Origin of the sequence: Streptomyces sp. NPDC007872, assembly GCF_042868165.1 — a bacterium.
In the GTDB taxonomy this organism is placed as follows: Bacteria; Actinomycetota; Actinomycetes; order Streptomycetales; family Streptomycetaceae; genus Streptomyces.
Genome location: NZ_JBIAEA010000007.1, coordinates 390497 through 405188, shown reverse-complemented (window position 1 = coordinate 405188; position 14692 = coordinate 390497). Strand labels below are relative to the sequence as shown.

13 protein-coding genes are annotated in these 14692 nt (G+C 74.7%); 7 read left to right on the top strand and 6 right to left on the bottom strand.

The window, feature by feature from the left end; genetic code table 11:
• Window positions 1–9: 9 nt before the first annotated feature.
• A complete protein-coding gene (locus tag ACFYNX_RS25780; protein ID WP_388664479.1) occupies window positions 10–669 on the bottom strand; it encodes a hypothetical protein in 660 nt (219 codons plus the stop codon).
• A gap of 215 nt (window positions 670–884) precedes the next feature.
• On the opposite strand from ACFYNX_RS25780, the gene ACFYNX_RS25775 reads away from it, so the two are divergent.
• The gene (locus ACFYNX_RS25775; protein WP_388664477.1) at window positions 885–1856 is read left to right on the top strand and encodes a fibronectin type III domain-containing protein; all 972 of its coding nucleotides are present in this window, start codon (window positions 885–887) and stop codon (window positions 1854–1856) included.
• Window positions 1857–1938: 82 nt separating this feature from the next.
• The gene (locus ACFYNX_RS25770) at window positions 1939–3744 is read left to right on the top strand and encodes a hypothetical protein (RefSeq protein WP_388664475.1); all 1806 of its coding nucleotides are present in this window, start codon (window positions 1939–1941) and stop codon (window positions 3742–3744) included.
• Between the two features lie 121 nt (window positions 3745–3865).
• On the opposite strand, the gene aceB is transcribed toward ACFYNX_RS25770, so the two are convergent.
• The gene (gene aceB, locus ACFYNX_RS25765; protein ID WP_365549738.1) at window positions 3866–5488 is read right to left on the bottom strand and encodes a malate synthase A; all 1623 of its coding nucleotides are present in this window, start codon (window positions 5486–5488) and stop codon (window positions 3866–3868) included.
• Between the two features lie 282 nt (window positions 5489–5770).
• Entirely contained in the window at window positions 5771–6409 is a 639-nt protein-coding gene (locus ACFYNX_RS25760; protein ID WP_388664473.1) for an NTP transferase domain-containing protein, read from the bottom strand.
• Window positions 6410–6605: 196 nt separating this feature from the next.
• Between ACFYNX_RS25760 and ACFYNX_RS25755 the strand changes: the two genes are divergently transcribed.
• Window positions 6606–6932, top strand: coding sequence for a DUF5955 family protein (locus tag ACFYNX_RS25755; protein WP_365549732.1), 327 nt, complete (start codon window positions 6606–6608; stop codon window positions 6930–6932).
• 33 nt (window positions 6933–6965) lie between these two features.
• On the opposite strand, the gene ACFYNX_RS25750 is transcribed toward ACFYNX_RS25755, so the two are convergent.
• Together ACFYNX_RS25750 and ACFYNX_RS25745 are read right to left on the bottom strand one after the other, a co-directional pair.
• Window positions 6966–7592, bottom strand: a complete 627-nt coding sequence (locus tag ACFYNX_RS25750) for a response regulator (RefSeq protein WP_388664471.1) — start codon at window positions 7590–7592, stop codon at window positions 6966–6968.
• A complete protein-coding gene (locus ACFYNX_RS25745; protein ID WP_388664469.1) occupies window positions 7589–8824 on the bottom strand; it encodes a sensor histidine kinase in 1236 nt (411 codons plus the stop codon). The genes ACFYNX_RS25750 and ACFYNX_RS25745 overlap by 4 nt, the downstream gene beginning before the upstream one ends.
• Before the next feature lie 112 nt (window positions 8825–8936).
• On the opposite strand from ACFYNX_RS25745, the gene ACFYNX_RS25740 reads away from it, so the two are divergent.
• Window positions 8937–10016 (top strand): ABC transporter permease, encoded by a 1080-nt coding sequence (locus ACFYNX_RS25740; RefSeq protein ID WP_388664467.1) that lies wholly within the window; start codon window positions 8937–8939, stop codon window positions 10014–10016.
• Between the two features lie 28 nt (window positions 10017–10044).
• On the top strand, window positions 10045–10725 hold the full coding sequence (locus ACFYNX_RS25735) for an ABC transporter ATP-binding protein (RefSeq protein WP_365549720.1): 681 nt from the start codon (window positions 10045–10047) through the stop codon (window positions 10723–10725).
• A gap of 156 nt (window positions 10726–10881) precedes the next feature.
• Here the strand turns inward: ACFYNX_RS25735 and ACFYNX_RS25730 are convergent, their stop codons facing one another.
• Window positions 10882–11688, bottom strand: a complete 807-nt coding sequence (locus ACFYNX_RS25730) for an IclR family transcriptional regulator (RefSeq protein ID WP_125666230.1) — start codon at window positions 11686–11688, stop codon at window positions 10882–10884.
• Window positions 11689–12045: 357 nt separating this feature from the next.
• On the opposite strand from ACFYNX_RS25730, the gene allB reads away from it, so the two are divergent.
• Entirely contained in the window at window positions 12046–13380 is a 1335-nt protein-coding gene (gene allB, locus ACFYNX_RS25725; protein ID WP_388664464.1) for an allantoinase AllB, read from the top strand.
• 3 nt (window positions 13381–13383) lie between these two features.
• Window positions 13384–14502, top strand: coding sequence for an allantoicase (alc, locus tag ACFYNX_RS25720; RefSeq protein WP_365549713.1), 1119 nt, complete (start codon window positions 13384–13386; stop codon window positions 14500–14502).
• The last annotated feature ends 190 nt before the right edge of the window (window positions 14503–14692 follow it).

Below are 14692 nucleotides of genomic sequence, written 5' to 3'. Positions count from 1 at the left end.
CGGTCCCGCTCACCCCTCCACCGCGATCCGGCGCCGGCACTCCCGGGCCAGGGACGGGTAGGCGGCGCCGATCGCCTCGTACAGGCGCTTGCGCAGCAGCCGTTCGGCCTCGCCGCGCCCGGTCTCGCCGTACAGGCCGTCGAGCAGCGCCTCGTACCGCGAGAGGGCGTGCCGCAGATAGCTCACCTGCCACCGCGCGAGCGACCCGACGGGCGCCCCGGCCGTCCGCGCCCCGCCCTTGCCGGCCGGCCCGGGCGTCCCGCCCGCCCGCACCCCGTCCCCGCCCTCCGGCCCGGCCGTCCCCGGGCTCCGGGCGCCCAGCAGGTGCCGGTGGCGGACGGCGCGGCGCTCCAGTTCGGGGCCGGGCAGCCGGGGCACCTCGATCGGCTCCGCGCGGATCGCGGTCAGGACGGCGGCCCGCCGCCGCTCGGCACAGGCCCCGGCGGCCGAGGAACGGGCCCGCGAGAACTCCGCGGCCCCGGCGAACTCGGGCGTCCGCTCCACGGTCTCCACCCGGGCGAGCAGATAGAGCCGCACCGGCGCGAGGGACCAGCGGCGCGGGTCGCGCCCCTGCACGTCGGGCGTGCCGAGCAGGTCCCGGACCATCGCGTCGGTCCAGCCGCGCCGGCGCACCCCGGCGAGCGACACGTAGGTCGTACGGTCCGTCATGTTTCCCCCAGAACTCGATTACGGAGAGTGACGAATCCAGTGAAGCGCATCCCACTGACAACGCCCCCTCCGGCACCCCGCCGACGTCCCTTCCGGCGTCCTTTCCGCCGCCCCTTCCGGCCTCCTCTCCGCCGTCCTTTCCGGCGCCCCCTTGTCCCACCCGCCCCGACTGTGCGATATAGGTCTGGACCTTTCCCACGGACGGAGGCCGTACCGTGCAACGCCCGTTCCCCCCACGCCGCTTGCCCGCCCTGGTGGCGCTCCTCGCGCTCGCCCTCACCGCCTGCTCCACCGCCGGGGCCGCCCCGAAGGACACCCGCGCCCCCACCGCGCCCACCGGCGTCACCGCCACCTCGGGCAGCTCGACCACCGTCCACGTCATGTGGAGCGCCGCCACCGACGACCGCGCCGTCACCGGCTACGAGGTCCACCTCGACGGCCGCAAGGTCAAGGACCTCCCCGCCACCACCCTCATGACCGACGTCGTCGGCCTCGCCCCGGCCACCCCCCACCGCTTCACCGTCCGCGCCCGCGACGCCGCCGGCAACGCCTCGCCGCCCAGCGCCACCGTCGCCGCCACCACCCTCCCGGCCGCCACCGAGGACCGCACGCCCCCCACCGCCCCGGCCGGCCTCCGCGTCGCCCCCGACGGCAGCCGCGCCGCCACCCTCCGCTGGTCCCCGGCCCGCGACGACACCGAGGTCACCGCGTACGACGTCTACCAGGCCGACACCCGCGTCCACACGGTCCCGGGCACCGCCACCGACGCCCGCCTCACCGGCCTGCGCCCCGGCACCGCTTACGCGTTCACCGTCCGCGCCCGCGACGCCGCCGAGAACTCCTCCCCGGACAGCAACGCGGTCGACCTCACCACCGCCCCGGCCCCGGGCGCGCCCGCGAACACCGCCCCCACCGACCTCGTCGCCACCGCCGCGAAGGGCGGCGAGATCACCCTCACCTGGACCCCGCCGACGACGGGCGCCCCGGTCACCCACCACGAACTCCACCTCAACGGCCGCTTCGCCACCACCATCGTCTGGGGCGCCGAACCGCCCCCCGGCCGCGCCACCTACACCTTCCCGGTCACCGACCCCCCGGGCACCCGCTACACGCTCACCCTCCGCGCCCGGCTGCCCGACGGCACCTGGGGCGACTTCTCGGCCCCGCGGACGGTGACCGTGCGCTGAACCCCGCCCCCGAACTGCGGCGACACACCTGGCCCCTGGTCCTTGCGGCCCGGAACCGCCCACCCGGAACTACCCTGAGAGCGTGGCCGAGACCGTTCTCACCAACACCGGACTCGACAGGTTCCTCGAACTCGTCGACGGAGCGCCCGAGCACCACGACCCCGCGTTCGCGCGTGCCGCCGAGGCGGTGCTCGGGCTCCTCGCGCTGCGGGGGGCCGACCGGGGGACGGGGCTGCCCGAACCGACGCCCGAGCTGACGCGGCAGCTCCTCGTGGAGGACCTGCCGTCGTTCGTGTACGTTCCGCCCGGCGAGCTCGCGCTCTACCCGGCCGTGCTCGGGGCGCTCGCCGCGCGGTTCGACGGGGACCGGGCCGAGCGGATCGCCGCGGTGGTCGCGGAGACCGCGCCCGACTTCGAACGGGCCATGAACGACCCCGGCAACCTCACCTGGCACCGCTGGTACGCCTCCCTCCTGCACGCCTGCGGCGCCGACCTCACCGACCCCGGGGACGTACGGCACAGGCTCGCCGCCCTCGACGGCGCGCCCCTGCCCGACGGCGCGCGCCGGGCCGACCTCATGGGGCGGACCGCCCTCGCGGACGTCCTGCTCACCGAGGCCCTCACGCGCGCGTACGTACGGGACGCCGAGGCGCCGCCGCCCGTCGGGCCGCTGCTCACGGACCACGCCGTCGCGACCGGCATCGGACAGGTGGCCACCGCCCTCCAGGACCGGTGGACCGCCGCCGGACTCGCCGGACAGCTCGCCGGACCGTACGCGCACTACGCCCCGGGCCCCGACGCCTTCCCCCACCTCGTCCTGGCCGACGCCCTCCTCGACGAGCACCTCGACCACCACGGCGACCCCGCCGCCCCCGTGCCCCCGCCGCCCGCGATCGAGCGCGCTCCCTCCGAGGGCGTCGAGGACGACGCGGACACCCTCCTCACCGCCGTCGAGGAACTCGCCGAGGAGGAGTTCGAACCCTACGGGGGCGAGGCCCCGCACCTCCTCTACGTGGTTTACCAGCGCGGCTGCTCCGCCGAGTCCGTCGCCCGCAAGGCCGCCGAGTACGAGGACTGGACCGTCGACCCGGCCCTGGAGGACCTGCCCGTCGCGGTGCCGGACGGCATGCCCGGCGCGTACGCGGTCCCGCCCGTGCCGGAGCTCGTCCGGCTCCTGGGCACGCCGGGTCTGACCGAGGCCGACCGCGCCCGGCTCGAAGGGCCCGCCCGGGACCTGGCCGCCGTCCTCGACCGGCTCGCCGCCACCGGCCTGGTCTTCCGGAGCGGCGACGCCTTCGGCCTCACCCCGCGCGGCGCGGGCGCCGTGCGCTACCTGCTCGCCGTGCGCGGAGTCGCCGCACCCGACGGCGCCGAGGCCGCCGCCTGGCCCGCGTCCGTCCTGGTCGCCGCCGCCGGGAGCTGGTCCGCCCCCGTCGCCGCGCGCGTGCTCGCCGACTGGCTCCACGCGCGCGTGGACACCGCCCACGCCTGGACCGAACTGCTCGACGCCCTCGGCACCGTCCACGCCGGCACCTCCGAAGCGGCCGCCACCCGGGGGCTCTTCCCCCTCCTGGACACCACCACCGCCCCGCCCGGGGTGCTGCGCGCCGCCCTCCGCGACCCGGTGCTCGGCGCGTACGCCCTCCGGGCCCTGGAGGACCGGGGCGAGGAGGCGGACCCGGTCCAGGTGCCGACCTCGGCCCGTGCCCTGTACGTACTCGACGGACTGCCCGCCAAGAAGGGGCCCCTGGAGTCCCGCCGCGCCGCCTTCGACGAGACGGCCGCCACCTGGCCCGGCGGCTCCGCCGCCCTGGTCCGCGCGATGGCCGGGGCGGACCGGCACGCGACGGAACGCGTCCTCGGCCCGCTCGGCATCGCCCTGCCCTGACGCGGGGCAGGCGGAAAAGGGACGGGCCCCGCTCCCGGTGCTGTGCGACACCAGGGGCGGGGCCCGTCCGCAACGCCGTCCGACGACTGTGCGGGCAGCCGGATCAGCAGTACGGGTCGAGTCAGCCGACGAGCTGCTCGTACGCGGGGAGGGTCAGGAAGTCCGCGTAGTCCGCGTCCAGGGAGACGCGGAGCAGCAGGTCGTGGGCCTGCTGCCACTTTCCGGCCGCGAAGGCCTCCTCGCCGATCTCGGCGCGGATCGCGGCCAGTTCCTCGGCGGCGACCTTGCGGGCCAGCTCGGGAGTGGCCGCCTCGCCGTTCTCGAAGACGACGCCCGCGTTGATCCACTGCCAGATCTGGGAGCGGGAGATCTCGGCGGTGGCCGCGTCCTCCATCAGGTTGAAGATGGCGACGGCGCCCAGGCCGCGCAGCCACGCCTCGATGTAGCGGATGCCGACCTGGACGGCGTTGCGCAGGCCGTCGTAGGTGGGCTTCGCGTCGAGCGAGTCGATCGCGATCAGGTCGCCGGCCGCGACGGAGACGTCCTCGCGCAGGCGGTCCTTCTGGTTCGGCTTCTCGCCGAGGACGGCGTCGAAGGAGGCCATCGCGATCGGCACCAGGTCGGGGTGGGCGACCCAGGAGCCGTCGAAGCCGTCGCCGGCCTCGCGGTCCTTGTCGGCCTTGACCTTCTCGAACGCGACCTTGTTGACCTCGGCGTCCTTGCGGGACGGGATGAAGGCCGCCATGCCGCCGATCGCGTGCGCGCCGCGCTTGTGGCAGGTGCGCACGAGGAGTTCGGTGTACGCGCGCATGAACGGGGCCGTCATCGTGACCGCGTTGCGGTCCGGCAGGACGAACTTGGCGCCGCCGTCGCGGAAGTTCTTGACGATGGAGAAGAGGTAGTCCCAGCGGCCGGCGTTCAGGCCCGCCGCGTGGTCGCGGAGCTCGTAGAGGATCTCCTCCATCTCGTACGCGGCCGTGATGGTCTCGATGAGGACCGTGGCGCGGACGGTGCCCTGCGGGATGCCGACGTAGTCCTGGGCGAAGACGAAGATCTCGTTCCAGAGGCGGGCCTCCAGGTGCGACTCCGTCTTCGGCAGGTAGAAGTACGGGCCCTTGCCGAGGTCGATCAGGCGCTGGGCGTTGTGGAAGAAGTACAGGCCGAAGTCGACGAGCGCGCCGGGCACCGGCCGTCCCTCGAAGGTGAGGTGACGCTCCTCCAGGTGCCAGCCGCGCGGCCGCATGACGACCGTGGCCAGCTCCCCGGCGGGCTTGAGGGCGTACGACTTGCCGGAGCGCGGGTCCGTGAAGTCGATGTTCCGGGTGTACGCGTCGATCAGGTTGAGCTGGCCCAGGACGACGTTCTCCCAGGTCGGCGCCGAGGCGTCCTCGAAGTCGGCGAGCCACACCCGCGCGCCGGAGTTGAGCGCGTTGATCGTCATCTTGCGGTCGGTGGGGCCGGTGATCTCGACCCGGCGGTCGTTCAGGGCCGCCGGGGCCGGCGCGACCCTCCAGGAGTCGTCGGCGCGGATCGCGGCGGTCTCCGGCAGGAAGTCCAGGGTGGACGTGCGGGCGATCTCGGCGCGGCGCTCCGCCCGGCGGGCGAGGAGCTCGTCCCGGCGCGGGGTGAACCGGCGGTGCAGTTCGGCGACGAAGGCCAGGGCGGCCTCGGTGAGCACCTCTTCCTGGCGCGGCAGGGGCTCGGCATCGACGACGGCCAGGGGGGACGGCGCTGGTGCGGACATGAACTGTCACTTCCTTCAGCGGACTTCGCGGGCGGTGCCAGACGGCCGCCGGGCGTCACGGGAGGGCACGGAGTGCCACCGAAGCCGAGATACGGCCGTGAGCGCCCTCTGGACTCACAGGCGCTTCTGAACAGTGGATACTAGTTTCCTCATGGTGGAAGTTCAATGGTTTGTTGACATCGAGATTCTCCGGATCGACAGAACGCGGCGCTCAGTGCCAGGCCGCTCACTCCGGGTCGTCCACTCCGGGGCGCCGGCTCCAGGGTGCTCACTCCGGGTCGCTCACTCCAAGCGGTACAGGTCCGCCTCCGTGTCGATGTCGTAGGGCTCGGCCACATCCGAACAGTCCACCGGCGTGATCGCATCCCGGTGCGCCGCCAGATAGTCCCGCGCGCCCCGGTCGCCCACCGCCGTCTCCACGACCCCCGCCCAGCGCCCGGCGCCGAACAGCACCGGATGCCCCCGCCTCCCGTCGTACGAGGCCGCCGCGAGCGAGGCCCGCGAGCCGTACGCCGCCCGGACCCGGGCCACCGCCTCCGCCCCGATCCCCGGCTGGTCGACCAGGGACACGAGCGCCGCGTCCACCCCGCGCGGATCGGCGGCGAGCGACGCGAGCCCGGCCCGGAGCGAGGAACCCATCCCCTCCGCCCACTCCGGGTTGTCCACCAGGACGCATCCGGGCAGCTCCGCCCGCTCCCGCACGACACCGGCCGACGCCCCGAGCACCACGTGCACCACCTCGCACCCGGCCGCGCGCAGCACCCCCACCGCGTGCTCCACCAGGGGGCGGCCCCGGTGGGTGAGGAGCGCCTTCGGGCGGCCCCCGAGCCGCCGCCCGCCCCCGGCGGCGAGCAGCAGGCCAGCCACGACGGGGGAACGGTCGGAGGCGGACGGAGCGGTGAGGTCTTCCGGAGTCGTCATGAGGACTGCATACCGCATTCGGACGGAAACACACGGTCGCGCGAATCAGCCTTGCGGGGGGTGGCGCGGCGGGGTGGCGAAGGAGTTAACTGGCCCGACTCGCGGCGCCCGACCGTCGTCCGGAGGACCGGTCCGGGGCGTTCCGCGTGTTCGGGGTGTGGAGTTCTGCGCACAGTGTCGTGCGAGGGGGAGAGCCATGTTGCGAAGCGTGGAGCAGAGGCCGGTGGGCATCGAGGGCGTGGACCCCAGGGTGGCCGAGCTGAGGTCGGCCGTGTCCCGGCTCCGGCGCGAACTGGCCGCGCACCGCGCCGAGTTCGCCGACCGCGAGATCGCGGAGGGGGAGCTCGCGGCGCTCGACGCCATGGCGCTCGGCGGCGCTCCGGAGGTGCGGCGGCTGCGCCGCTCCCTGCTGATCGTCGCGGGCTGCGTCGGCTCCGTCAGCGCGCTCGCCGAGGCCCTCGCCGGGGTCCGCCGCGCCGTCGAACTCTTCGGCGCGCCGCCGGAGCGCGGTACGGAGAACTGAGGACCCGTCAAGCGGCCGCGCGGAAGCGGAGGATCACCGTCTGATCAGCCGCCGCGCCGTCGCCGCCGCCACCGCCGCCGTGCGGGAGTCCACGCCCAGCTTCGCGAAGACGTGGACCAGATGGGACTTCACCGTCGCCTGGCTCAGGAACAGCGCCTTGCTGATCTGCGCGTTCGACAGGCCCTCGCCGACGAGCTGGAGCACCTCCAGCTCCCGCTTGGTCAGCGCCTCCGCCGGGGTCCGCATGCGGTCCATCAGCCGGTGCGCCACCGCCGGCGCGAGGGCCGACTGCCCGGCCGCCGCCGTCCGCACCGCCGCGGCCAGCTCCTCCGGCGGCGCGTCCTTCAGGAGGTAGCCCGAGGCGCCCGCCTCCACCGCCGCCAGGATGTCCGCGTCCGTGTCGTACGTCGTCAGGACCAGCACCTTCGGCCCGCCCGGCGCCGCCGTGATCGCCGCCGTCGCCTCCGAGCCGTGCATCCCCGCGCCGAACTGGAGGTCCATCAGGACCACGTCCACGCCCCCGCCGGCGGCCAGCTCCACCGCGCGCTCGGCGGTGGCGGCCTCCGCGACGACCGCGAAGTCCGGCTCGGTGTCCAGGACCGCGCGCAGACCCGCCCGTACCACCGGGTGGTCGTCGGCGAGCAGAAGGCGGATGGTCATGCGGAACCTCCGGCGGGAAGGGAACCCTTGTCGGACAACGGCAGGGAGACGGCGACGGCGGTGCCCTGGCCCGGCGCGGACTCCACGGTGAACGTGCCGCCGAGCGACTCCGCCCGCGACCGCATCGCCGGAAGTCCGAAACCGCCCTCGGACGAGGGGCGTACGGAACCGGGCTCGAAGCCCTGCCCGTCGTCGACCACGTCCAGGGTCACCGACGCGTCCATGAACGACAGGGTGATCTCCGCGCGCGAGGCCGAGGCGTGCCGCACCGTGTTCGCGAGGGCCGACTGCGCGATCCGCAGCAGCGCCACCTCGTACGGGGTCGGCAGCTCCACCGGCGTCCCGCTCACCGAGAACCGGACCCGGGGCCCCGCGCCCGGCCCGCCCGCACCCGGCCCGTACAGCCCCGCCCCCGGCTCGCACAGGCGTTCCAGGGCCGCCGCCAGGGACCCGTGCTCCAGGTCCGACGGCGTCAGGGCCCGCACGAAGCGCCGCGCCTCCGTCAGGTTGTCCTGCGCGGCCCGGCGCGCCCGTTCGATGTGCCCGGCGGCGGGGGAGTCCGGCGGCAGCGCCCGCTCGGCCGCCCGCAGCAGCAACTGGATCGAGGACAGGCCCTGCGCGAGCGTGTCGTGGATCTCCCGCGCGAGCCGCTCCCGCTCGGCCAGCGTCCCCGCGTGCCGCTCCGCCGCCGCCAGCTCCGCCCGCGTCGCGATCAGCTCCTCGATGAGCCGGCGCCGCCGCTCGCTCTCCCGGTAGAGGGCCTGGTAGCCGAGGACTGTCGCCACCGCGACCGCCGCGCCGAGCAGCGGCCCGATGAAGACCCCCGGGTTGAGCGCGGCGCCGTGCCCCACGTACGACAGGATCGCCGCGCCCGCCGTGAGCGCCACCGCCGGCAGCGACCAGCGGGCGGGCAGCAGGTGGAGCTGGAGGAAGTACAGCGGGAACGCCACCCAGAGCGCCTCCGCCGTCAGACAGAGCATCACCAGCCAGGACGCCCCCAGGACCCCCAGCCACACGGCGGCCGCCTGCCGGGAGGTCCGGACCGGAGGCAGGTGCGACCCGGCCGCGTAGACCGCCCCCGTCACCGCGGCCGCCGCCGTCCCGGCCGCCGAGTGCGCCCGGACCGCCGCCAGGCCGAGCAGGCCCGCCATCAGCAGGTGCAGACAGAGGCGCAGCACGAACGGGGCGGGGGTGAGGGAACGCCGGGCGGGGTGGGAGGAGGGGGGACGCATGATCCCTCCAGGGTAGACAGCGGGGGACGATCCGGACTCAACCGAAAGTTCGATCCCGGAGCCATCCGCCGCGCGATGCCCGCGAGGGGGTGCGCGGACCAGGCTGGTCGGCATGTTCGTGGCATGGAGAGACCTGAGATCCGCCAAGGGGCGGTTCACCCTCATGGGCACGGTGATCGTGCTGATCACCCTGCTCGTGGGACTGTTGTCCGGGCTGACCGCCGGGCTCGCGCGGGAGAACGTCTCCGCGATCACCGGGCTGCCCGCCGACCGGCTGGCCTTCGCGGCGCCGCCGTCCGGGCGCTCGGTCTCCTTCACCGACTCGACGGTGACGGAGGAGCAGTGGCGGGCGTGGGCGGAGCGGCCCGGAGTGACGGGCGCGGAGCCGCTCGGCATCCGCACGCTCAACGCCGTCGCCGGTGACCGCACGGCCGCCGTCTCCGCCTTCGGCGCGGAACCGGGGTCGGGGCTCGCGCCCGGCCCGGTCGGCGCGGGGAAGGCGGTCCTGTCGGAGCCGGCGGCCGAGGAACTGGACGCGGCCGCCGGCGACGCCGTGCGCCTCGGCCCCCTGGAGGTCACCGTCGCGGCGGTCTCCGGCGACGCCTCGTACAGCCACACGCCCGTGGTGTGGATCTCCCTCGACGACTGGCAGAAGCTCGGGCACACCGGCACCACCGTGCGGGAGCAGGCCACCGTCATCGCCCTGAGCGGGGGAGGAGGGGCCGACTGGGCGGCCGGGGACGCGGCCGCCGGCACCGAGGCGCGGACCGTCGACGACGCCCTGGACGCCATCGGGTCCCACCAGGCGGAGAACGGCTCCCTCCAGCTCATGCGGGGCTTCCTCTTCGCCATCTCCGCCCTGGTCATCGGCGCCTTCTTCACCGTCTGGACCGTCCAGCGCGCCGGTGACGTCGCCGTCCTCAAGGCGCTCGGCGCCTCCACCCCGTACCTCCTGAAGGACGCCCTCGGGCAGGCCGTCCTCATGCTCACCGCCGGGACCCTGCTCGGCACCGCGCTCGCGGTCGGCATCGGCGCCCTGGTCGGCGGCGGGGACGTGCCCTTCGTCCTGGAACCGCTCACCGTCCTCGGCCCGGCCGCCGTCGTCGTCGCACTCGGCCTGCTCGGCGCGGCCCTGGCCGTTCGGCGGATCACCGCCGTCGACCCCCTCACGGCCCTGGGCAGCGCCCGGTGAGCCCCCGCACCACGCACCGGAGCACCCGATGAGCCTCGTCCTCGACGACGTCACCCTCACCTACCCCGACGGCGACGGCCGGCTCACCGCCCTCGACGCCGTCTCCCTCACCGTCCCCGCCGGGACGCTCACGGCGGTCGTCGGCCCCTCGGGGTCCGGCAAGTCCAGTCTGCTCGCGGTGGCCGCCACCCTCGTCACCCCGGACCGGGGACGGGTCGTCGTCGCCGGTACGGACACGGGGGCGCTCACCCCGGCCGCCAAGGCGGAGCTGCGGCGCGAGCACATCGGGATCGTCTTCCAGCAGCCCAACCTGCTGCCCTCGCTGAGCGCGGCGGAGCAGGTGCAGGTGATGGCCCACCTGTCGGGCCGCTCCCCGAAGGCGGTACGGGGCCGGGCCCTGGAACTGCTCGACGCGGTGGGTCTCGCGGACCTGGCCGGCCGCCGGCCGCACCAGTTGTCGGGCGGCCAGCGGCAGCGCGTCAACATCGCGCGGGCGCTGATGAACGAGCCGTCCGTCCTCCTGGTCGACGAACCCACCAGTGCCCTCGACCACGAGCGCGGGGCGGCGGTCGTGGACCTGCTCGCCCGGTTGACGGGGGAGCGGGGCACGGCGACGGTCCTGGTCACCCACGACCGGACCCACCTGGCCCGGACCGACCGCACGGTCACGGTCCGGGACGGACGGCTCTCGGAGGCCGTACCGGCTTGATCCTTCCGGCGCCGGCTCGATCTTTCCGGCACCGGCTCGATCTTCTCGGCGTCGGTGCGATCCCCCCGGCGCCGGCCCGGTCCCCCGGCACGCGCGAGGGCGCCCGGAACCCCGTGGTTCCGGGCGCCCTCGCGCACGCCGTCGTTCGGGCCCGGTTCAGGCCTGGCCGTTCCCCGCCGTGTTGGCCAGCGCCGTCGACAGGTCGCGCGCCACCTCCTGGAGGATCGGGACGATCTTCTCCGTGGCCGCCTCGGTGACCCGGCCCGCCGGGCCCGAGATGGAGATGGCGGCGGCGGTGGGGGAGTCCGGCACGGAGACCGCGAGGCAGCGGACCCCTATCTCCTGCTCGTTGTCGTCGATCGCGTACCCCGCCTCGCGGACGGCGACGAGCGCGTCGAGAAAGCCCTCGGGCGTGGTGATCGTCTTCTCGGTCGCGGCCGGCATGCCGGTGCGGGCGAGCAGCGCGCGCACCTCCTCCGGCGGGGTGTGCGCGAGGAGCGCCTTGCCGACGCCGGTCGAGTGCGGCAGGACCCGCCGGCCGACCTCGGTGAACATGCGCATCGAGTGCTTGGACGGCACCTGCGCCACGTACACGATCTCGTCGCCGTCGAGCAGCGCCATGTTCGCGGTCTCGCCGGTCTCCTCGACGAGCCGGGCGAGGTACGGCCGGGCCCAGGTGCCGAGGAGGCGGGCGGCCGACTCGCCGAGCCGGATGAGCCGGGGGCCGAGCGCGTACCGCCGGTTGGGCTGCTGGCGCACGTAGCCGCAGGCGACCAGGGTGCGCATCAGACGGTGGATGGTGGGGAGCGGCAGCCCGCTGCTGGCGGAGAGCTCGCTCAGCCCGACCTCGCCCCCGGCGTCGGCCATCCGCTCCAGGAGGTCGAAGGCGCGCTCGAGGGACTGGACGCCCCCGCTCGCGGCGGGTTTGGCGGCGTCGGTGGTGCTGGCGCTGGACGTCGGCACGTCACGGTCCTTTCGGGGCGGGCGGGCAAGGCAGCAGCCTACCGGGCCACCGGTCGGGGCACACGGCCCCGGTTCCGGCGTCGGCGCCGGTCAGGGCGTGTTTGTCCGGTGTCGGCGGAGGCCCGGAACGGTCCGGGACCGCCCTGCCTGTGCGGAGCTACGTTCTACTGTACGAAATTTACATTCCACTTCGTGGAAACGTCCAAGCCGGGTTCGGCGGCGGTCGATGCTGGAAGTGTGCCCTTGACGGCATGTCGTCCGGAAGTGAAGACTCCTTCAACAGTTCGTTGAATTTCTCCGTGGAGTCCGCCCCGAGCAGGGCGGCTCCTCCCAGGAGCAGTGGAAGAAGGGGTACGGGTGGACATCGACCTGGTCCTGCGCTCGACGCGCGTCATCACCCCCGAGGGGACGCGCCCGGCGTCGATCGCCGTCTCCGGCGGGACGATCGCGGCCGTGCTGCCCCACGACGCGGAGGTACCGGCCGGCGCCCGGCTGGAGGACGTCGGCGACGACGTCGTCCTGCCCGGCCTCGTCGACACCCACGTGCACGTGAACGACCCCGGCCGCACCGAGTGGGAGGGCTTCTGGACCGCCACCCGCGCGGCCGCCGCCGGTGGCATCACCACCCTGCTCGACATGCCGCTCAACTCGCTGCCGCCGACCACCACCGTGGAGAACCTGCGGGTCAAGCAGGACGTCGCCCGCGCCAAGGCCCACGTCGACGTCGGCTTCTGGGGCGGCGCCCTGCCCGACAACGTCAAGGACCTGCGGCCGCTGCACGACGCCGGCGTCTTCGGCTTCAAGTGCTTCCTGTCGCCCTCCGGCGTCGAGGAGTTCCCCGAGCTCGACCAGGAGCGCCTCGCGACCTCCCTCGCCGAGGTCGCCGGCTTCGACGGCCTGATGATCGTGCACGCCGAGGACCCGCACCACCTCGCCGCCGCGCCCCAGCGGACGGGCGGCGCGTACGCCGACTTCCTCGCCTCCCGGCCCCGGGACGCCGAGAACACGGCCATCGAGAACCTGATCGACCAGGCCCGCCGGCTCGACGCCCGCGTCCACGTCCTGCACCTCTCCTCCTCCGATGTCCTCCCGGTCATCGCCGCCGCCAGGGCCGAGGGCGTGAAGGTCACCGTGGAGTCCTGTCCGCACTTCCTCACCCTCACGGCCGAGGAGATCCCGGACGGCGCCACCGAGTTCAAGTGCTGCCCGCCGATCCGCGAGGCCGTCAACCAGGACGCGCTGTGGCAGGGGCTCGCGGACGGCACGATCGACTGCATCGTGTCCGACCACTCGCCGTCCACCGCCGACCTCAAGACCCCCGACTTCGCCTCCGCGTGGGGCGGGATCTCCTCCCTCCAGCTCGGCCTGCCCGCCATCTGGACCGAGGCCCGCCGCCGCGGCCACGACCTGACGGACGTCGTCCGCTGGATGTCCGAGGGCCCCGCCCGGCTCGCCGGACTCGACCGCAAGGGCGCCATCGAGGCCGGCCGCGACGCCGACTTCGCCGTCCTCGACCCCGAGGCCACCTTCACCGTCGACCCGGCCGAGCTCCAGCACCGCAACCGGATCACCGCCTACGCGGGCAAGACCCTCCACGGCGTCGTCACCTCCACCTGGCTGCGCGGCGAGCGGATCGCCGACCGCGGTGTCCTCGCCGGGCCCTCCGGCCGCCTCCTCGAAAGGAACAACTGACCCGTGAGCACCGGCATACCCTCCTTCACCGGCGACGCCAGCCCCTTCGGAGGCGGCGACCCGTACGCCGACTACCGCACGGCCGACTTCCCCTTCACCCAGTACGCGGACCTCGCGGACCGGCGCCTGGGCGCGGGCGTGATCGCGGCCAACGACGAGTTCTTCGCGGAGCGCGAGAACCTGCTCAAGCCCGGTGCCGCCGAGTTCGACCCGGAGCACTTCGGCCACAAGGGCAAGATCATGGACGGCTGGGAGACCCGCCGCCGCCGCGGGATCTCCGCCCAGCAGCCGCACCCCACCGAGGACGACCACGACTGGGCGCTCGTACGGCTCGGCGCGCCCGGCGTGATCCGCGGCATCGTCCTCGACACCGCCCACTTCCGCGGCAACTACCCGCAGGCCGTCTCCGTCGAGGCCACCTCCGTGGCCGGCTCGCCCTCGCCCGAGGAGCTCCTCGCCGACGACGTGAAGTGGACGGTGCTCGTCCCGCGCACCGCCGTCGGCGGCCACGCCGCCAACGGCTTCGCCGTCGACGTCGAGCAGCGCTTCACGCACCTGCGCGTCAATCAGCACCCCGACGGCGGCATCGCCCGCCTGCGCGTCTACGGCGAGGTCGCCCCCGACCCGGCGTGGCTGGGCGTCCTCGGCACCTTCGACCTCGCGGCCCTGGAGAACGGCGGCCAGGTCGAGGACGCCTCCGACCGCTTCTACTCCCCGGCCACCAACACCATCCAGCCGGGCCGCTCCCACAAGATGGACGACGGCTGGGAGACCCGCCGCCGCCGCGACAAGGGCAACGACTGGATCCGCTACGCGCTGGTCGCCGAGTCCGAGATCCGCGCCGTCGAGATCGACACCGCCTACCTCAAGGGCAACAGCGCGGGCTGGGCCGCCCTCTCCGTCGCGGCCGAGGGCTCGGAGGAGTGGACCGAGGTCCTGCCCCGGACCCGCCTCCAGCCCGACACCAACCACCGCTTCGTCCTGGACGCCCCGGCGGTCGGCTCGCGCGTCCGGATCGACATCTACCCGGACGGCGGCATCTCCCGCCTCCGCCTCTTCGGCTCCCTCACGGAGGCCGGCACGGCGCGGCTGACCGCCCGCCACCAGGAACTGGGCGGCTGACCTCCCGGGGGCGCCCCGCCGACGGAGCGCCCCCGGCCCCGCCCCGGCCGGGCGACCCGCCCGGCCCCCACGACCCGAGCGGGACACGACACCCCGCCCGGCCCCGAGGGCGCACCGGCCCGACAGCACCGGTGCGCCCTCGCGCTTTCCCCCGGCGGGACCTTCGGCGCCGGTGCGTCCCGTGCCGGGA